At 61.2% G+C, this 19,073-nt stretch carries 17 protein-coding genes; 11 read left to right on the forward strand and 6 right to left on the reverse strand.

The features are described from left to right. Window position 1: 1 nt before the first annotated feature. From FQS62_RS06655 to mobF, 8 genes are all read left to right on the forward strand, one after another. The gene (locus FQS62_RS06655) at window positions 2-1,258 is read left to right on the forward strand and encodes a hypothetical protein (RefSeq protein ID WP_088475700.1); all 1,257 of its coding nucleotides are present in this window, start codon (window positions 2-4) and stop codon (window positions 1,256-1,258) included. 65 nt (window positions 1,259-1,323) lie between these two features. Continuing rightward, window positions 1,324-1,656: a hypothetical protein gene (locus FQS62_RS06660; protein WP_088475699.1), complete on the forward strand. Its 333-nt coding sequence runs from the start codon at window positions 1,324-1,326 to the stop codon at window positions 1,654-1,656. Between the two features lie 23 nt (window positions 1,657-1,679). After that, a complete protein-coding gene (locus FQS62_RS06665) occupies window positions 1,680-4,661 on the forward strand; it encodes a TraM recognition domain-containing protein (RefSeq protein WP_111207075.1) in 2,982 nt (993 codons plus the stop codon). An 88-nt stretch (window positions 4,662-4,749) separates the two neighbouring features. After that, a complete protein-coding gene (locus FQS62_RS06670) occupies window positions 4,750-5,274 on the forward strand; it encodes a hypothetical protein (protein WP_046272099.1) in 525 nt (174 codons plus the stop codon). Window positions 5,275-5,411: 137 nt separating this feature from the next. Then, window positions 5,412-5,615: a hypothetical protein gene (locus FQS62_RS06675; protein WP_005410159.1), complete on the forward strand. Its 204-nt coding sequence runs from the start codon at window positions 5,412-5,414 to the stop codon at window positions 5,613-5,615. 282 nt (window positions 5,616-5,897) lie between these two features. After that, entirely contained in the window at window positions 5,898-6,725 is an 828-nt protein-coding gene (locus FQS62_RS06680) for an ankyrin repeat domain-containing protein (protein ID WP_049419593.1), read from the forward strand. Continuing rightward, window positions 6,703-8,574, forward strand: coding sequence for a helicase HerA-like domain-containing protein (locus FQS62_RS06685; RefSeq protein WP_049419594.1), 1,872 nt, complete (start codon window positions 6,703-6,705; stop codon window positions 8,572-8,574). The genes FQS62_RS06680 and FQS62_RS06685 overlap by 23 nt, the downstream gene beginning before the upstream one ends. 62 nt (window positions 8,575-8,636) lie before the next feature. Then, the gene (gene mobF / locus FQS62_RS06690) at window positions 8,637-11,465 is read left to right on the forward strand and encodes a MobF family relaxase (RefSeq protein WP_049419595.1); all 2,829 of its coding nucleotides are present in this window, start codon (window positions 8,637-8,639) and stop codon (window positions 11,463-11,465) included. On the opposite strand, the gene FQS62_RS06695 is transcribed toward mobF, so the two are convergent. Then, window positions 11,455-11,910 (reverse strand): GIY-YIG nuclease family protein, encoded by a 456-nt coding sequence (locus FQS62_RS06695; protein WP_046272095.1) that lies wholly within the window; start codon window positions 11,908-11,910, stop codon window positions 11,455-11,457. The genes mobF and FQS62_RS06695 overlap by 11 nt on opposite strands. A 139-nt stretch (window positions 11,911-12,049) precedes the next feature. Here FQS62_RS06695 and FQS62_RS06700 point away from each other — a divergent pair, with 139 nt between their 5' ends. Then, window positions 12,050-12,832, forward strand: a complete 783-nt coding sequence (locus tag FQS62_RS06700; protein ID WP_141098920.1) for a hypothetical protein — start codon at window positions 12,050-12,052, stop codon at window positions 12,830-12,832. 114 nt (window positions 12,833-12,946) lie between these two features. On the opposite strand, the gene FQS62_RS06705 is transcribed toward FQS62_RS06700, so the two are convergent. Then, window positions 12,947-13,123: a hypothetical protein gene (locus FQS62_RS06705; protein ID WP_005410152.1), complete on the reverse strand. Its 177-nt coding sequence runs from the start codon at window positions 13,121-13,123 to the stop codon at window positions 12,947-12,949. A gap of 627 nt (window positions 13,124-13,750) precedes the next feature. On the opposite strand from FQS62_RS06705, the gene FQS62_RS06710 reads away from it, so the two are divergent. After that, on the forward strand, window positions 13,751-14,347 hold the full coding sequence (locus FQS62_RS06710; protein ID WP_049400426.1) for a hypothetical protein: 597 nt from the start codon (window positions 13,751-13,753) through the stop codon (window positions 14,345-14,347). Here FQS62_RS06710 and FQS62_RS06715 read toward each other — a convergent pair. From FQS62_RS06715 to FQS62_RS06725, 3 genes are all read right to left on the reverse strand, one after another. Continuing rightward, window positions 14,283-14,795 carry a hypothetical protein gene (locus FQS62_RS06715; protein WP_133120055.1) on the reverse strand — a complete coding sequence of 171 codons (513 nt, stop codon included), beginning with the start codon at window positions 14,793-14,795 and terminating at the stop codon, window positions 14,283-14,285. The two genes, FQS62_RS06710 and FQS62_RS06715, sit on opposite strands and share 65 nt — an antisense overlap. A 3-nt stretch (window positions 14,796-14,798) precedes the next feature. Continuing rightward, window positions 14,799-15,008 carry a hypothetical protein gene (locus FQS62_RS06720; protein WP_049421744.1) on the reverse strand — a complete coding sequence of 70 codons (210 nt, stop codon included), beginning with the start codon at window positions 15,006-15,008 and terminating at the stop codon, window positions 14,799-14,801. A 290-nt stretch (window positions 15,009-15,298) separates the two neighbouring features. Beyond that, window positions 15,299-16,972, reverse strand: coding sequence for a hypothetical protein (locus FQS62_RS06725; RefSeq protein ID WP_046272093.1), 1,674 nt, complete (start codon window positions 16,970-16,972; stop codon window positions 15,299-15,301). 254 nt (window positions 16,973-17,226) lie between these two features. Between FQS62_RS06725 and FQS62_RS06730 the strand changes: the two genes are divergently transcribed. Next, window positions 17,227-18,012, forward strand: coding sequence for a M15 family metallopeptidase (locus FQS62_RS06730; protein WP_226053496.1), 786 nt, complete (start codon window positions 17,227-17,229; stop codon window positions 18,010-18,012). Between the two features lie 361 nt (window positions 18,013-18,373). On the opposite strand, the gene FQS62_RS06735 is transcribed toward FQS62_RS06730, so the two are convergent. Then, the gene (locus FQS62_RS06735) at window positions 18,374-18,766 is read right to left on the reverse strand and encodes a barstar family protein (protein WP_154348704.1); all 393 of its coding nucleotides are present in this window, start codon (window positions 18,764-18,766) and stop codon (window positions 18,374-18,376) included. Between the last annotated feature and the right edge of the window lie 307 nt (window positions 18,767-19,073).

The following is a 19,073-nucleotide window of genomic DNA, read 5'->3' on the forward strand; positions in this document are numbered from 1 at the left end:
CATGACCCCAGAAGAAAAGAACCAAAGAATCCTTCAGCGCAAGCGCAAGGAACTGCTTGAGCGTGCCAAGGCAACCCCAACCGCTTCGCCCACGCAGGAAGAGCGGCTGGTTTCCGATGGCGTGAAAGAAAACCTGAAAGCTGCCGGTCACTGGGCCGGGGTGATCAGCAAGCGCACTGCCGAGTTGACCCAGAAGGGCGTTGTTGCCGCTGCAGAGAAGGCGAAGCAAGCCAAGGCGCAACTGGACGCAAAGCGCACCCGAGAAGCCCAGGAACATAGTGCTGTCGAAGAGAAGCCTCAAGACGCTCCGCTCACCGTGGAGCAGGAAATGTTGGTCAGGCAACTGACGTCCGATGCAGCTGCACCGGTTCTCGTAGGAGCGGGTGATAAGGGAATGTGCACCGTTTGGGAACTGGTTGATGAATTTGGAGAGCCTGGCGCACAGGTTGCAGATGGACTGGGCGGTGCGAACAATCTCGTGCCAGACCCTGGAGCTGTTACCTCGTTAACGAAATTAGAGCTCGGCAGTGAGCAGTTTCTGTTTGGTGAGACAGGGGCTGGCATGACCAGCAACGACCTGCTCGCTTCTGGCGGGGTCGTATCCGATGGAATGGATGGACTTCGTGGGGCTGCGAAAGAAGCGCTGGATGCGAATTCGACCATTCATGTGCCAGCGGCACTTGCTGGTGAAGGTGCGGCACCCTTGGCCGACCTGTCTCAGCAGGACGTGGTGGATACCCTGTCCGTTTCTGCGGTGCCTGAAGGGTCCAGCCAGCCGCCACATGCCGCGTCAGTAGAGCAGCCGGTAACTCCAATCCAACCCAGCCCCCGCTCTCGTTTGCCTTGGGTCTTGGCCGGTGTGGTGGCGGTAGCATTGGTCGCGGGGGCGATCTACTTCTTGCTTGGGAAGAACAACCAGGTGCCTCCAAGCACACCCGCTCCCGCGTCGCCGGTGGCCACTCCAGCCGCTCCCGAGCAGTTGCCGGAGGTGGTGGAAGTCCCCGTGGTCGCGCCCGCTCCAGCAGTGCTTTCAGAACAGGCCAAGCCAGAAGCCACGATCGAGAGACCCGCACCTGTCGCCGCTCCCCCGGTAACGACGACAGCGCCGATTGCGTCCCAGCCAATGCCTTCGCCGAAACGTGCGACCGCCCCGTTGCCGAAGAAGGCCCCCGCACCAGCCGCCGAGCCGAGGCACGACTGGCAGCAAGAAGCCAACGCAGACCTGGACGCCTGGGCGAAGAAGTCGGGGATCGATTGATCCCCCTTGCGCATCTGCGGATTCGATCTAGAAAGAAGTGACCTACTCATGAATAAGGGGGAGACATGTTTAAGTGGTTTTTCACGCAATACCGGGAACCCGGAAAACTTCACTTCGGCTCAAAGTGGCTGAACCTGCACGGGCGCTTGTTCCTCGGCAGCCCTGAATCGTTTGGCATGGGCCACCTGAGCGAAGGCGTCCGCCGCACCTTCTACTACTTGCGCGCCGATCGCAGGCCTCCGGTCAGAGACGACGCCGCGTATGACGCATGGACCAAGGATCGGCTCTACGCGAGCAAGGTTGAGCAGGTCGCAGAGCGCTGGGTGGCCAAAGCGGGCTTTCTGGCGTGCGCGCCGCTTTGCTTGGTGCTTGCCGTCTTGGCGCATTGGCTTCGTTGATCTGACAGGGGAGGGAGACAGAGATGGCAGCAATCAGTTTGTTCAACGTGCTTGACTGGACGAGCGGCCTGGGGCGCAAGTTCCGCCGGAAGAGCGGCGAGCCTTCGAACGTGAAGGAAGAAATCATCGTCAAATCCGCCGAGGAGTATGAAAACCTGGTGGGGCGCTTTGACGTGACTGATCGCGTCCGTAGTCGAGAGCTCGATGTGCCAGAGGCTGACCGGGATTTCGCGCTGGAGTGCGGCGCCGTCTGGGACGAGAAAGCCCAGGTGTTCAAGGTGCCCGACGGACGCAGCGAGGACGAATTCCAGGAGTGGTGGCCCAAGGTTCCGGAAGATTTGCGGGACACCCAATCGCGGATCATCACGACGAAGCTTGGACGGCGTGCCGAGGGCTTCCTGCAGGGCAACGACATGGGGCAGGGCGGCGACAGCCTGGCCACTCCCTTGATGTATCTCGCCTTCCCCGTGATCGGCGTTCTGGCAACCTTCCTGGTGAGCCTCATCGGCTGGGCAGGCTGGGCCGCTCTACTGCTGACCATTCCATACTTCATCGCCCTCAAGCAAGGCGAGGGCATGAAGGAGGCCCTGAAAGCCCTGGTGCTGCTGCAATGGGTTCCGATGGCGCTTCAGTTCGTGGTCGGCGACAGCGATGGCAGCACCGAGGTGGCAATGCAAGCCGGCGGCATGGCTGTGTATGCCCAGATGGCTAAGACCTACCTGTGGTGGGCCTTTGGCTTGGTGGGCATCCTGTTTGTGGTTTGCTTTGTGTCGGCGGCCTCGCACCCGCACCGGGGCGTCATTGGCGGGACAGCCGCGCGCTTCATTCAAGCGATGAAGTGGGTGGGGCTCATCTTTGCCACACTGGTGGTCGCCAAGGTCCTGCCATTTGGCTTGGGCGAGGCGGCGCCTTACGTGCTGGCATGCATGTATGCGATGCAATACGCCGAAGGCAACTTTGTCCAAAACGCCGCCCGGCTTTACCTGCAGAACAACGACAACAACCTGGCCACCCAGGGGGCGCTGATCAACGCGCACGTCAAGGCGCGTGAACAGCAAGCTGAGGCGGCACTGCGGGACAAGACCCCGCTGATCACCATTGGGCGCGCCACGGGACACCTTTCCGACAAGGGCTATGGCTACTCGCCCGACCTGGGCACCGTGATGATGTTCTCGTGGAGGGATTGTCAGCAGGGCCTGCTCGTATTTGGAGCCATTGGATCTGGCAAATCCTTCGCTGCGCTGAGACCCATCGCTCGTCGGTTCCGTAGAGCCGCGTTGGCGATGGCATGTGTGGCGCCAGGCCACGCAGATGCAAGGGATCGCTTGAAGCAGCAGAAGCTTGCCGGCGGTGGCGCGCTCATCGCCGACGGCAAAGACGGGGCGATCATCTCGGACTTGGAAGGATTGTTCGATATCGTCGTCAAACCCGGCATGCGGGTGGCGCCATACGAAGGGTTGGCGCCGGATCAGATCGTGCGGGCATTGCGCGGTGCAGCCGGTGGGCGAGTGGACGAGAAATCCAAGCTTTGGACGGACGGCGGTGACGCGTTTCTCTACCACACCGGCATCATCCTTCGTGCGCTCGTGGATCACGAGATGGCTTACAGGTCTTGGTGCTCGGCCAAGCTGGAAGGGCTGGAGCGTGCACAGTTGGATGCGGAGCTTGAGCTGGTCAAACAGCGCAAGCTGGGCGAGGACGTGGCCGAGACTGAGGCGTTGATCGAGCGGATCGCCGAGCAGATCGCCATCCATCGAATCCCGGTGAGCGATGACAGGCAATGGCATTACACGCCATTCCACCACATCAAGTTGTTGTCCATTGTGGAACACGTGATTCCCGCCAGCCCAGCGCCTCGTGCCAATCCGAGGCTGATGGAGGTGGTGAAATATTTGGGCCTGGAAGAGGCGGACACGAGCCATGACGAAGAGGGGCGGCTGGCCTATGCGGCTTACCTGCAGCAGCACCGCCTTCGTCAGGACAACGCTCCCGAAACCATCCACCCAGACCTCTTCCGTCCCATGTCTCAGCTGCAGAGCTCGCTGAACTGGGCGCTGAAGGAGGTTCCCGATATGCATCCGGAACAGAGGCAGTCGTTCACGCTCAACTCACGAGGGCTGCTGGAGAAGCTCTTGCGAGGCGAAAAGCTGCGTGACAGCAAAACGGACATGCCTTGGCATTCGATCGAGAAGGGCGAGGTGGACGTGTCCGATGCGCTCTATGGAGCCATGGTAGGCCTCTTCTTGCCGCCGACGCAGTTCGGTGAGGCAGGTGAAATGATGATGCGCCTGCTCAAGCAGCGGGTCATGAACGGAATCAAGGCGCGTGGTGCATTCGGCGACAAGTGGCGCGAAGCGTTGCCTGGGCAAACTGAAGTGATGTTGATGATGGACGAGGCCCACCTGCTGTTGACGGCCGATGACATCAACCTGTTCTCCGTTTCGCGCTCGCTGGGGTTGATGCCCGTGCTTGCAACGCAAGGGTTTGAAAGCTTGGTCAACGCCTTTGGTTCGGTCAACGAGGCGGATCTCATGGCCAATACGATGCAGTCGGTGATCGCGCTGAAGTGCTCGCACAACACCCACGAATACCTGGAAAAGCGGTTCGGACAGGCAACGTTGACCACGTTCAAACAGCGCACCCGGGGCATCGACTACCAAGGCGGCATGAACAATTGGCGCCACTCCGTGCTCAACGACCCGGACCATGCCTACGCGTCCGCCTACGACAAGATGCGCATGGAAGGGGCCGGGCGGTTGACGGCCTCGCGCATCGACGCCGTGACGGGCCGCCGCTGGCGGATTGGATCGGAGGACACGCTGGGCCAAGACGAGATCGCGCGCGACATTGACATGCCCACCGGGGGCAAGCGCGAGGTGCAGCCGCTCTTCCTGCAGGAAGAATACTCCGCCCTTCTTGAGCCCCGTGGTCACGCCATCGTGGCGCTGAACCGTGCCGGCATCAAGCGAATCGACTTGGCGGAGCTGCTGCCCGATGCGGATTGATGCGGATAGGCAAGGGGGCTCGCCCCCCCTTGCCAAACCCACGGATTGATCAACGATGAACCCATTCACCCCAGCGGAGGAAACAAACATGAGCGACACCCTTTCCCAACCCATCGAAGAAATGACCGAGCTGCGAGCACTCCAGGCGCAGCGCAACGAGCGGCTTCTGGGCGATCGCCCACCGCCCCAGAAGGACAGCGCGGCACGGGCGGACTTCGAGCAGAACGTGGTCCAAGACCAAGACGCCATCGAGCAACGCCGACAGCGCGTTCTGGAGTGGGCAGAGAAGGCCTCGCCCGATCAGATCGCCGCGCTCCAGGCAAAGATCCAGGAGGCCGACAAAGCCGTTCGTGATGCAAAGCCGGACGACAAGCACGAGCAGGTGGTTCATGCGACCGTTGCGCAGTGGCGGCAGCAACGCGGGGCCCAGCGGGAGGAGACCCCTCCCATGTTGACCCGTGAGCAGCGGATGGAGAACGGACCTGGGCGCCTGGGATACGCCGATTACGCCCGCAGTTCGTTGAAGGAGGCGGCTTTCATGAAGGACTACGCTGCCAATTACGATTGGGAGAAGCACCAGAAGCAGGCCCAACCGAACGTCTTCCGACAGTAATTTTTCACCGATGTTCAAATCTGCCCGGTTCTTCGCAGAATCGGGCATTTTTGCGTCTTGACGTCCAGTTTGATGGTGCTTTACTGGTTTTGTAAAGAGTAGGTAGACCTACTCATAAAACCAAAAGGAAAGCCACCATGTCCACGTTGTTCAATGCCCTCAAAGACTTCGCTTTCGAAAACGCGGTTCCACTGCTGACCAGCTTGTTCCTGCTGACCGCGGCCTTCGCAGCGGCTGTTCTCGTCTACCCCCCGGCCGTTCCGGTTCTGCTCAAAGTGGTGGCCATGGCGGTGGCGGGCTTTGTGACCATCGGGGTGGTGGTCCAGAGTTCCTTCCGGTGAGCAGCCGGCGCTGGCTCAAGCTGCGTGCAAGGTGCAGGAAGCGTTGGCGCCGGTTTGACTGGGATGGGTTTGATTTCTGGTTCTACCCCGCGCTGATTTTCTACATGTTGGGTTGGATCGTCTTTGGCCCACCCGACAGCGTTTAGCGTTCGGGTCAGTAGTCCGGTAACGAAGCCGGGGCAGTCTGTAAAACTGCTGGTTCACTCCCCTGCAGGTTCAAGTCCTTCCTGACCCACCATTTCTGCGTGTTGGCTTGACGGCCAGCGATTCAACGCTACAACCATGGAGATGGACACTCAAGAATCCCTGTTGCGCCTTTTGCGTCCCCTGGACCTCCAACGAGCGGAGGCCTTGGCGGCCGCGCTCGCTCGCGAAGCCGGCGCATCCAAAGGCCTTCACGATTCGCAAGTGTTGGCGCGCGCCCACGCCCTGAGCGTTGCCCCTGTTGAGGGTCGGTTGGGCGGTCTGGTTTGGCAGGTGCGCCAGCGGGAGCACGATGATGTGCCCCAAGTGGACCTGCGCTGGGGCTTGCATCGCCTGGGGTTCGACGCGCCCACGCGGGCCTCCACCCGGGACCTGGTGCGTGCTTACGGGAGGCGCTTGGCAGACCGTGACGAGCCGATGGTATACAGCACCTTGGCAGAGAGGGTGGCTGGGTTGTCCATGGCAGAGCACGTCTCGCTCTTCCAAGGCATGGCGATGGCGGTGGAGGAAGCGCGGGCACGGAAGTCCGATGCAAACCGGTTGCGGGAGAACGCACCGTGGCAGGGCTGGCTCGTGGGGGCGTCCCGGGCGGGCCACGAAGCAGCACTGCTGGCCTGCATCGGCATGGGCGCGGACGCCCGGTTGCCCGATGTGAGCGGCAACACGCCCCTGCACCACGCGGCCCGGTTTGGTCACGCCTCGCTGGTCACGCCTCTGGTTGAAGCGGGCTCCGACGTGGCGGCCCTCAACGCCCACGGGTGGGCACCGCTCCACCTTGCCGCCCTTCACAAGCACGCCCGGGCCTGCCTCCACCTGATGGCCCACGGCGCCAATCCAGAGCAGCCAGGGTGGCGAGGGCGGACCCCGACGCGCATGCACCGACATGAGCAAACCCAAGCCCTTTGATGCCCTGGGCGACGTGCCCGGCAGCGTTGCGCCTTCCCAGCCGGTCCGATACTGGCACCGCGCCGTTCTTGCCTGTGCATTCGTCTTTGGCTTGGTCTACGTGGGGAGCATGGGCGTTGCCTGGCTCATCCCGAATCCCGATGGCTCGCTCATCCGTTTCGCCGATGCCGTGAAAGGCGGTCTGGTCACCGCCTATCACTTCCTGACCGTCGGCATCTCGGCTCGCGCTCCGGCACGGGAGTTCATCGAACTGGTGGCCTATCACCACCCAGTGGCGACGTGGACCCGCATCGGGGCGTCGCTTCTGCTGGCGGCGGGCCTTGGCCTTCGCATGTTCCTCAAGGCAGCTGAGCCAGTGAGCAACACCTGGCACCTGGCCGGACCGCGGCTATTGGAAGGAAAGGAGGCCGTGGACGAAGCCCGGCGCCGCTCGGTAACTCCTAAAGACGCCGAGGCGGATCCCTTCGCCCTGTCCCTCCATCCGGATCTGTTGTTGCCAAAAAAGCATTGGGCGCGCCATGTCCTGATCACCGGCTCGGTGGGTTCGGGCAAGAGCGTCATCCTCAAGCACATCCTGGAACAACTGACGCGAAAGAGGGACGCAAAGCTGTTCCTTTACGACATCAAGGGTGATTTCACGTCGATTTTCAAAAGGCCCATCATCGTGTCGCCCTTCGATGCGCGCTCCCACGTGTGGGACGTCGCCGCCGACGTGCGGACCCCGACCCAGGCGGCGGCGTTCGCCGCCTCTCTCATCCCAGAGGGCGACGGGAACGCCAAATTTTGGAGCATGGCCGCCCAGGACCTGTTGATCGGGTGCGTGCGCGAACTCCAGAACACCCGGCCTGGCCAGTGGGGGTGGCCCGATCTGGCGGCCTTGGTGCGCCGCCCGGCTGCAGAGATGGCCGCAGGCATGCGCCCGCATTACCCCCGCGGCGCCGCACTGGTGCGTGATCCGGAGAGCCAAACCACGTCCAGCGTGCTGTCTTCCCTCGGGGGCTTCACCCGCCTCATCGACGACCTGGCCACCGCATGGCCCAAGGTTGGCAAGCGCCGTTTCTCGATGACCGAGTGGATACGGGACGACTACACCGGGCGCAAGCAGGTCATCGTTCAATCCGGACCCGACCCAACCCTGACGAAGGCCTACATCGCCGCCATGATCAACGTGGCCGTGCCAGATCTCATTGGGCCAGGTTTGCCGGACAACGAGGGCGGGCGTGGGCTCTACTTCGTGTTCGACGAGCTGACCAGCGCCGGGCGCTTGAACATCGATCCCTTGTTGGCGTTGGGACGCAGCAAAGGCGTGGTGGCCATCATGGCGGTCCAGGATCACTCCCAGATTGAGTTGGTTTATGGGGACAAGACCGCCCAGGCCTTCTCATCGCTGGTGGGCACCCACGTGGTGTGCCAAGTGCAGATGGGGGCGACCCGGGACAAGCTGGCCAGCCAGCTCGGCAAGCGGAGAATCGCCTGGCGTGGGCACGAAGACAAGGCCCAGATTCACGAAGAGAGCCGCGCGTTGGTTTCCAGCGGTGAGCTCACCGACCGGTTGGGTTTCCGCAAAGGCAATCGCTACGGTTCCGAGAAGTGGGGCATCGAGGCGATCGTCCAAATGGGCGGGGACGTGCTGTTGCTGACGTGGCCCGGCAGGAGCCATCCAACGGTTCGCGAAGGGCAGGTGGCCGCCGCGTGGACCACCAAGCCGGCCGGTGTGGTGGGAGAAGCTGAATTGCCCCCTTTGACCGGTGACGCGTTGGCCTTCCCAACCACCGCAGAAGGCATCGACACGGTCCAGCGGGTGCTGACCATGACACCCGAGGAAATCGACGCGCTTTTCAAGCGGTGATCGGCCTTGCCAACTCTCCGTTTTCTGGGACCTTGGATCCATCAACGTTCCAGGAGGTCCCCGTGATCAATTGCACCCGCATCGATGCCCGCGGCCACAACAAGCGCAACGGCAACATGTTCGACTACATGCTGGCCACCGAGCGCCTGTCCATCGATAGCGCCGTGGCTTACTACGCCGGCAGCGGTCCTGATCCGCGGCAGACGCTCAATTGGGGCGGCAGCCTTGCCGCCGAACTCGGCCTGGAAGGGCAGCCGGTTACCCGCGAGGTGATGGAAAAGCTGGGGAAGGGCTTTTCACCCACCGGAAGGCCGTTGTGCAAAAACGCGGGCAAGGAGGCCCGATTGGTCATCAAGACGGATCGCTGGGGAAACGTGCGGTTGGACGACGACGGCAAGCCGATGGAGAAGTGGGAGGGCGGCCACCGGGTGGGGTTCGATCTGACCATTTCCGCCCCCGGGGACGTGAGCGTGGCGTTTGCCCTTGCGGATGAACGCGAGAAGCTGGCCATCTTGGAAGCGCACCGCCAGGCCTGCGCCGTGGCGATGCGCTACATCGAGAGCAAGGTAGAGACCCGGCGCGGAAGAGCGGGGAAAGACGTTATAGACACCCAGGGATTGGTGTGGGCAGCCGCCGACCACGTCAGCAACAGGAACGTGCAGTGCGACCTGCACACCCATCACCTGGCCTTCGGGATCTCCAAGGGGGAGGATGGCCAGTGGGGCACGTTCGATGCCATCGAGATCTACCGCCACCGCCACGCCGCGGATCACCTTTACAAAGTGGAGCTCTACGCCGCGATGAAAGCGCTGGGCTATGGGATTCAGCGGGAGCGCGAGGTGGACGTGATGGGGCGCGAGACGGGCCAGATTCTCACCACGATTGCCGGCATCGACCGTGAGCTGGTGCTTCAGACGAAGACCCGCCGCCAGGAAATCTTGGACTACGTCAAAGAACACCCCAACGCCAGCCACGACGAGGCCTGCAAGGCCACCCGCAAAAAGAAGGAAGAACCGCCGTTCGAGCAGGTGGTCAAGGACTGGCAGCAAACCTTCGCCAACATTGCTAAGGAAAGGCCTGACCTGGTTCCGACCACCCAGTCGCTTAAGCAGACCCAAGGCCAGCACCTGGACCCGCATACCTTTGACGAGGTCTTGCAGCGCATGCACGAGAACGAGGCGATGTTCTGCGAGCATGACCTGGTCCGGGAGCTGGGGATGGAGTTCGCCGGGCAAAAGAACGCGGAGGAGATCCTCAAAATGGTGAAGGAGTTCACCGAACAGGACGACCTGGTGCGCGTGAAAGCCGAACACCTCCACAAAGACGACCGTGGCACTCGTTTGGCACGCAAGCACCGGGAGGATCGCTTCTGCGCCACCTGGATGGTCGAATGGGAAGCCGAGATCATCCGTCGCTCGAAGGAGCGGGAGAACGAGACGGACCTGAAGCTGTTCCGCTCCACCGTAGACCGGGAGATCGCCGCCTATGAGAAGCGAAAGGGGTTCACCCTCACAGAGGAGCAGAAAGCCGCCATCGGTCACCTCACCCACGGCACTGCCGGCGTGGGGGTCATGTCGGGGTTGGCTGGCACCGGCAAGACCACCGTGGCCGAGGTCTACAAGCAGTGCTTCGAAGCCGAAGGAAAGCAGTTGATGGGCTTGGCCGTGTCGGGTAAAGCCGCGGCTAAGCTGGAAGAAGAGTCCGGCATGCCCTGCATGTCGGTTGCAAAGTTCTTTTCCCAGCTCCGGCAGGGCAAGGTTGCTCTGACGAAGAATGTTGTGGTGGTGCTCGATGAAGCCGGCATGGTGGCTACCGATGACACCTTGAAGCTCATGACCTACTGCCAGGGGGTGGGCGCCAAGCTGATCCTGCAAGGAGACAGTGACCAGCTTCAGCCCATCGCCGCGGGCAACGGCTTTGAGCTGGCGAAGATGGCCTTGGGGGACAAGAAGCTGACCGAGATTCGCCGGCAGAAGAACGCCGGTGACCTGATCACCGCCAACAGTTTCTACGAGCGGGACCACCAGGGGAAGGTCAAGGACATGCGCCGCGGGCACCGCAGCCGCCAAGGCACCCTTGATATGGGTGCGCAGACCCTTCGCAATCTCAAGGAGGGAAATTGCATCGACGACTTCGGAACGGAAAAGCAGGCCATCAAGGCGTTGGTGGACGACTACCTGAAAGACCCCACCCCGATGGACGAGAAGTTGGTTCTGGCCCACACGCGCTCTGAAGTCAAAGCCCTTACCACGGGCATCCGAAAGGGGCTCCAGGAGCAAGGCGTGCTGGACAGGGAGGAATTCACCTTCCGCTCGATCGTGAAAGGGCAGTGGGAGGACCTGACGCTCTCCCGCCGGGACCGGGTGATGTTCACCGCGACCAACAACGACTTGGGTGTCATCAACGGCACCGAGGGCACGGTGGAGAGCATTCGAAAGGACAAGTCCGGCGGCTACGACGTGGTGGTGCGCATCGAGGGCTCGAATCCGAAGGAGAATGGGCGCATCGTGCAATTCAACACGAGCGAACACAATGCCTTGGCCCACCGGTATGCCATGACCGTCCACAAGGCGCAAGGACAGGGGAAATCCGAGGTTTACCACTTGGCCACGAACATGGGCATGCTCGATCAGCAGTCGGCCTTGGTGGCGTTCACCCGCCTCACCAAGGGCAGCTACCGCATGTATACGACCGACGAGATGATGGAGCGCATGGCCGAACGGCTGGGCACCGAACGGCACAAGGAAATGGCGCTGAGCGTCGGCTTGTCCGAGACCCAGGCTGCTCCGGTGCGCAACCTGGTCCAGGACGTAGAAGAGCTGTTGGCAGGATTGAAACCGCAACCTCAGGTGCCAGCGGTGAAACAACGCGGGATCGCGCTTACCCGGTGACGCAACGAGCAAGCAGCAACACAATGGCCCCCACCGCAATCCACGGCCACCACCCCACGTGTTCGGAGGGGGCTTTCACCGGTGTTCCCAGCTGCCACCGCCGTTGGTGGGCCAACCCGCGCACGTGGGCCGTGGCCCGCCGGTGGGGGTTGACCACGATCCCCGGTGGCTTGGCGTAGATGCGCCACCCCTCCCGGGAGGCCCTCACCCGCCACGCCTGCTCATACACTTCGGCTTCCGCCCTGGTGGCGGTCACCACTTCCAGCGCATGGAACCGGAAGGGACGGTGCCAGCCGCCTTTGGGGGAGCGGTGCTGCTTCTCCCGCTGCTGCGGGTTCGAGCTTTGGCCAACGTAGCATCCCCCGTCGTCGAACAACAGGGCGTAAAGGGTGCGGGGCAGGGCGTGATACTTCTCGCTGCGTCCCAGGTTGTGGTGCTGGGTCATGGTCTCTCCGTGAGTAAGACGACCCACTCACGAATAGATCAGAATTTGAAGTTGGCAAGCCTGCTGCGAAGGACGTGAGAGGCCACACGTCGCTTGCGTGTAATCTCTTCGCAGTTCATGGCGAGCATGGGGCGGGCGAGTGACCTTTAAGTTCCCGGTTGGACCTTCCAAGGGACGTTGCAACATATGCGGGCAGGAAACCGACCTGACCGAAAACCACGTGCCGCCCAAGGCGTGGGCTCAAGGCATCGCTCTGAGGGTGTCCAGCGTCGCCGATGCAATCAGTGGAGAGAAGAAGCCGCGGTCGCACAAGATGCCCAATGGTGTTTGCTTCAGGAGTATCTGCAGGACCTGCAACGGCTCGGTGCTTTCTCGATACGACAAGGCGCTTGTATCGATGAGTCGACAGGTGACGGAGATCTTGCGTGATCGAAGCAAGGTCACCTACTACCAGAGCATCCGCATCCAGCCGCAGCTTGTGGCAAGGGGAGTTCTGGGCCACATGTCATCGGTGGGCTTGAATCGCTACGACGAACGCCACAGCCAGCATCTGTTCGATGACCGGTCAGATCTTCTACGCCAGGTTCGGCTTCACTACTGGGTGTATCCCTACAGCGGTCGAACGGTTCTTCGCGACTTCGGGCTGGGCATCTTGGGCGGGAAAGGCAGTTCGGCGATCTATGTCCTGAAGGCCTATCCGCTGGCCTTTGCAATGGTCTGGAACAGGGACTTTCAGTTCGAGGACTGGCAGCCGCAGAGCTTTGACCCGTTCGCTGGGTTCGAACCAGACCAAGAGGCCAACCTTCCGCTGGAGTTCGTGGGCCTGCCAGGACAGGTTTGGCCAGAGCACGTCCAGGGGAATACGTTCGCGGTCCTTCATTCCGATGGCGCGTTTGTGGCAACGGAGAAAGGACGGGGCTAGGTTTGGGCGGTTTCGGCTCTTCCGGAGCGGAGGCGCTGCGGATAGCAGCAGCGTTCCAAAGAAAAAGCCCGGGCTGGGCCCGGGCTTTTCATATCGGTCAACGGGGAGCGTGGCTCAACGCGCGTTCACCGGGTGTGCGGTGGGCAGCTGGCTAGCCGCTACCGCAATGGTCGTCTGATACACCACTTCGTGTGCCACGCCGATAGCGACACCAAGCGGATGCTTCTTCAAGCGATAAATCGTGCTCTTAAAGCGTTCAATTGTCTTTCTTACAACATTCTTCTTTTTCATTTTTGGTTCCTTGTAATTGTTTTTATCAACACATTTGACTTCTTCCTTTGCCTTTAGGTTAACCACCCATCGTCTGAGGGCTTTCAGAGCGATGGCAAACGACGTTACGACCATTGCGACAACCCAGGACTCGCACCCGGAACTGTCCACAAATTCGGATGAGGCGATTATACGGCGAAAGAGGAAGCTTTTCAACGAAAACAATTGTATTTGAATTGTTTTTGTGCTTGGAGTTCGCGAACAAGGGCCCCGAAGGGCTAGCTGCCCTCGTTGGATGCTCACCGGGGCCGTCCTGGATGCCCAATCTAAAGGGCTGGATTGGGATAGCATTCCAACGTTTGTTAACTTTTACCTAGATCCGCGCTACGTTCTGGGATCATGAGAAGCCCACGACCCTGCTGCCCAAATGCCGAGTGCGCCTACCACCAGGTGCCGCCGGCGGGGTTTTACCGGAAGCGTGGTTACTACAGGCCGCGGCACAACCGCCAACCCGTGCCTCGTTACGAGTGCCGAGGATGTGGGGCGTGGTTTTCTTCTTCGCAGGCCAAGCCCACGCGGGGCCAGCACCGGCCGGAGTTGAATCGAAAGGTCCTGGAGCTGGCCGTGTCAGGCGTAACCATGCGTCGGATGGCTGAGGTGCTGGGGTGCAGCCAAAGCACGGTGGAACGCAAGGTGGCCCATTTGGCCGCCCAGGCCAAAGCCCATCACACAAAGCACCTGACCACTCTAAGCACTCGTTACGCCATGTTCGATGAGCTGGAGACCTTCATTCATGCCCGCTGGAAGCAGGTTTCCGTGTCGGTGGTGGTTCGCGTCAAGACGGGAGAGGTGCTGGCGTTCGGGGTGGCTCGTAAGCCTTCCAGCATGCGGCAAGGCATTGAAGGCAATCGCTGGGTCATCAATGACCGCCCCCAGGTGATTCCCCGAGTGCTCTCCGAAGCGGCCATTGGAATGAAGGCTGGCGCGACGCTGGCCAGCGATGGGGATGCCAATTATGGAAAGTGGGTAGCGCAAACGCTGCCAGGGATCACCCACGCCAAGCTCCGGTCTCCGACCGTGCCCGAATACGACCCCTTGTTCGCCATCAACTTGGCGTTCGCGAAAATGCGCAATGACCTGGCCCGATTGGGGCGGAAGACCTGGACGACCACCAAGACCCTTAAGGGGCTGGAGAATCACTTGTGGTTGTGGGTGGCTTGGACGAATGATTATCAACTTCGCTGATAAGGGCAACTCTTTCTACCCATCGCCCAAACTTCGTGTCTTTGTTTGCCTTCCACATAATTGCGCAAAAAAATATGAGAACAAATCCAAGGCATGCGATTAAGAAAGAGCTCAAAGCCTGCCCCCAGAAGGCCCCACGAAAAGAGAGCCTTTTTCGCAATGCGGAGAAGTGACCATTGTTCTCATCCTGCGCCTCAGCGATCACCTCCCTAACTGCGCTCGCAAAATCCTTAATACACAGGTCTTCGATTCGCGTTTCGATATGTTTTTCGATTCTTTTGTCAATCGAAAGGTCGGCAGCAATTTTGAGTGCGTCATCCGCAGTGTATCCGGCATCAAGCAAATCAGACATCAGCTTATCAGCATACTGTTCTTTAATTGCCCAGCGCAGAAGATCCTCTGTTTCAGAGGAAAGCTTTGTCCTTCGTCCCTGCTTGATACGACCCATCCATCAGTCCCCGTGATGGATGGGCCCGTTCTGGTCAATTTTGGGCTTGATGCCCAGCCTCTTGGCAGACTTCAAAGCCGCATCCAGCAACTCATCAACCACCGACTTTTCAGTCATGTCTGGAACGTCTTGCTTCCACATCTTCAAAGAAAAATCTTGGCAAATGTCTCGATGGATACGCTCATTCGCGTTAGCAGTGGCAAAATTTTTCATTTCAGTTCCCCTGATATGCCAGCTGTCGGTCTGGCTTCTGTGTGGGGTCCACGATTTCAGGTTGCCTGCGTGGTCAGTCGAGTCAAGTGGGGAAATCGCGCGCAATTCAGGATCTGAGGCCGTGAGGCCACAGTTTCGGCATTTGCTTGTTAGGCAATGCCAGATCTTTCGAAACATTTGGGGCATCGTTTGTCTCCGGGTTGGGTAGCTGTGTGCGCACTAAACAAGGGCAGCTAGCCCGAAGGGCCCTTGCCGAGACACGATCACCTCCTTTTCGCTGCTGACATTCGTTACCAACCGATGGCCCAGGCTGCGCCCACGGCCGTGTCCTGTCCGCTGCGGGAAACCCCGATCGAGAAAGCCGATGGGGATCCGCGTGGGGTGGTCACGTCCCGGGTGTAGCCAATGGAAATGGCGGCTTGGCCGCTGCAGCCACCGACACCTACGGCCAAGCGGTTGCGGTTCTCACCGTGGATCGCCGACGTTGAGGTGGCCATTTGGGCGTTTGCTTGGGCCATGGCGCACACACCGCTCACCCGTTTGTCGAGCTGGCGGAAACGGCGGTCCGTCAGGTTCCAGCGGTCGTCTTGCTGCCGCTGGTAGTCCCACAATTGGCCACCGTTGATCGCGTCCGTGGACCCAGGAGCGATCGCCCCTGCAGCCACCCCAGTTACCCGCTGGTTGCCGGCGTTGATCCCGGATCGGGTGACCGATGGGCCGCCTTGGACAGTGAAGCCGTCGCTGTTGTGGATGGCCTTGGCCACTTGGACCGAGCCCTGCTCGGAAAGCTCAATGGTGTCTTTCAAGGCAACGGTTTGGGTGCCGTCCCCGTTGTCCGTGACCTCGATGTTGGCCCCGGCCACCGCAGAGCTGCCACCGCCATCCTTGCCGTCCTCTCCATCTTGTCCAGCCGGACCTTGGGGGCCTGCTGGCCCTGGTGTTCCGCTTTGTCCGTCCGATCCTGCCGGGCCTGGCTCGCCTTTATCTCCCTTCAGCGACGCCAACCATTCGCGCTCATTGCCCTGGTAGCCATTGTTCACGGCCACTTGGTAGGCACTGGCACCATCGGAGCCTGCTGGACCTTGGCCGCCGCCGGGGTTGTTCTCAATGGTGTGAAGTCGTCCGTCGATGTCGTAGAGCGCGTCAGCAACCGTGTGGTAAGTGTTGCCGCTCTGCATAACATACGTCGGAGCGATGAATTGTCCATTGACGTAACGTGCACCGGCCCCCAGTGCACCAGCCATAGGATTTAATTGCCCGACTGTCGCAGCGTCTGTGTCGTAGAGGCCGTCGGCCACGTTGGACACACGGCGCTTAAGCGTAGCGTTACCCACGGAGACGGTGTTGGCTTCGCGGCCGCAGTCGCTGGTAGCGCCGAGGGCTACGCAGCCATCAGCGTCGGCGTTGGTGAAGGCTCCCAGCGCGGTTGTCGCGGTCTTGGCCCCCAAATGATTGGAATTGAGAGCTCGGCCGCCATCGCCCACTACCACAGTGCCTGCGCCAGTAGCTCGAATGTTCTTGCCCACGCCAACCCCTCCTTCATTGCTATTGGAGGGGTTGCCGTTGACTTGGCTGTTGCTGCCAATGATGGTTGCGTTGTCTCCGTTGCTGTTGTGGCCAACGACGACCGTGCCGCTCACCGCGCCAGCAGGCGCGAACGCGTCGTTTCCAATAACAATGACGCCGCCGGCGAGGGCTCGAACCCGAGTTCCGAAGCCAATCGAACCAGTTCCAACGACACTGTCCGCTCCCACTGCGATGCAGTCGCCGAATGCTGCATTGGGACTTCCAGCGAGGGAGCCCTTTCCCACTGCGACGCAATTGTTGTAGGCGGTCGAGTCGTCACCGACGGAGGTGCCTTCAGAGTCTGTGGCAGTGGCGTTGTTGCCAACTTGGGTTTGAGCATTTGCTAGACCCGCTACAAGGACTGCCAACCAAGCGCAGTGGATGAGGGAGCGTTTCATGGGGTGGCCTCCTGGGTCTGAAATGAGTGAGCGTGTGCACTCACGAATAGATCAGATCCTGGAATGCGCAAGCCCCCCCAACGAAACTTCCCGGCGCAACGGCAGGAGGGGCCGTTGCGCCAGGAAGCGGTGGGGCCGACTTTTCCCCACCCCTGTTCTTCTACGACAGGGAAAAAATTCCGCAAGCCCCCTTGCGCGTTTTCGATTCTCCGCTTGCATGGGTGTATCGCTCATGTGAGTAAGGAGGCCTACTCATGTTTCAACGCTTGTTGCTCGCGCTCGCATTGGCCAGCGCCCCCATCTTGGTCCACGCTCACGCGCCAGCCGCAGATTCCGCCGAGGTCCACGGGAAGAAGCCAGGGTTTTTCAAACGCCTGTTCCACCGTCACAAAGACGCCCCGCAGTGGGACGGTGTCCAGCCCGAGCTTCGCTCAACACTGGAACGGATCGCTTTGCAAATGAAGGGCGAGGGCTACGACCTGCGCCTGATGGAGGGCTACCGCTCTGAACAGCGCCAGGCCGCGTTGCTCGCCAGCCAGAAGGGCGTGACCCAGGTGGGGCCAGGCAGCAGCTGCCACAACCACGGCTGGGCGGCGGATATGGTCATCTACAAGCGTGGGCGCCCTTCTTGGGACCTGAGGGACGAGCAGGTGCGGCAGGGCTACCAACGCTTCGGTGAACTGGCCCAGCAGGCGGGATTGAGGTGGGGTGGGGCTTGGAAGAGCTTCCAGGACATGCCCCACGTCGAGATGCGCAGCGAGTGCCTGGTGGCGATCCGGTCCTACCGCGCCGGCCAGCCCATGTTGGTGGCCGAGGTGGTGCCCGAACCGGTGGTCCCCTTGGCGCCGATGTGGCCCGGGCTGATGCCGCTGGCGATCACGCCGGCCACGCCCTGCGAAGGCTGGATGTGCGCCCGGCGGTGGGACTGGAACCTGTCCGTGGCGAGCGCTCCGATGGGGGGATTGGTGGGCGTGCAAAGCACGCGGTCGGAAGCGTCGTTTCAGTGCCCGGCAAGCGACATTTTTTTTGGGCCGTCATAGCGCATGAGTGGCTTCCTCCGCTCATGGCTCCGAGGCTGCCGCAGTCGGCGTTAGGGGCTGCGCAAAAAGTCCTTCAATAGGGGGTTGAGCAGGTCGCCAAGGGGTAGCCAAATCCGCGAACGATCCGATGAGGCTCTGGCAATCTGTTGTAAATCAATAAATTGATTCTGCCAATGAGTCGCACGCCGCTACTGCTTCATCAGCGGGGTGTGTTCGGCGGACTTGTCTTTGGACATGGGACTCGTGGATCAGGGCGTCCGGCCGCGCCGGAGGGCGGCGGCAGCGGAGCTGGTACAGGGCCGTCCATGGTAACTGCTGGGGCGCAGGGCTGCCGCCGCTGGTGTACGGCACAGCAACCGGGTCAGGCCGGGACCAGGGTGATCTGCCGGTGGCCACCGAAGATCTCCATGACGATCTCGAAGTAGGTCGGACCTTCGCCCCGTTGCAGCGCGTCCAGTTGGCGGGCAATGGCCTGCGAATTGAAGCTGCCCGGTGTGTCCAGCTTGGCCTGCAGCCATCGGCGGGTGGTCTCCACGCCCAGAGCCGTGCGGCTGTGGGCGATATCGCGCCAGATCAGTGTGGCCTGCGCGTGGCCGGCCAACGCGCCATAGCCGCCATGCAACAGGTCATCCAGCGCATCCAGGCTCGGCCCGAGCTGCCAGTCCTCGCCGGCCATGAACACGCGATTGATCTCCGCGTACAGGCCGACAATGTCGTCGATGGCGGTCCCATTGATCTGCAGGGTGATGGTCATGTACGGACTGTAGCGTTGTTCCAGGTGCGGATGAGGGGGCGCGTGGCGCGCGATCTGCGAAGCACATCCGGGCAACACAGCCTGCGCGCCGTATGGCCGCGTATGGCGCCTGCACCAGGAGTCACGTCAGCCTTAAGCGGAGTGCATGGAGCCTCAGTAACGATGCGTTCCATGGCATGAGTCGTACGTTGGGCCACGCCCCGGCGATTGCAGGTCACCCTGCCATCGCGATGCATTTCAGATGATGTTACGCCGCTCGCAATATGCTCCGCTGCTCCTGCCGGTACTCCATGGGAGTACTTCGGAG

Origin of the sequence: Stenotrophomonas sp. SBJS02 (assembly GCF_020428325.2) — a bacterium.
In the GTDB taxonomy this organism is placed as follows: Bacteria; Pseudomonadota; Gammaproteobacteria; order Xanthomonadales; family Xanthomonadaceae; genus Stenotrophomonas; species Stenotrophomonas africana.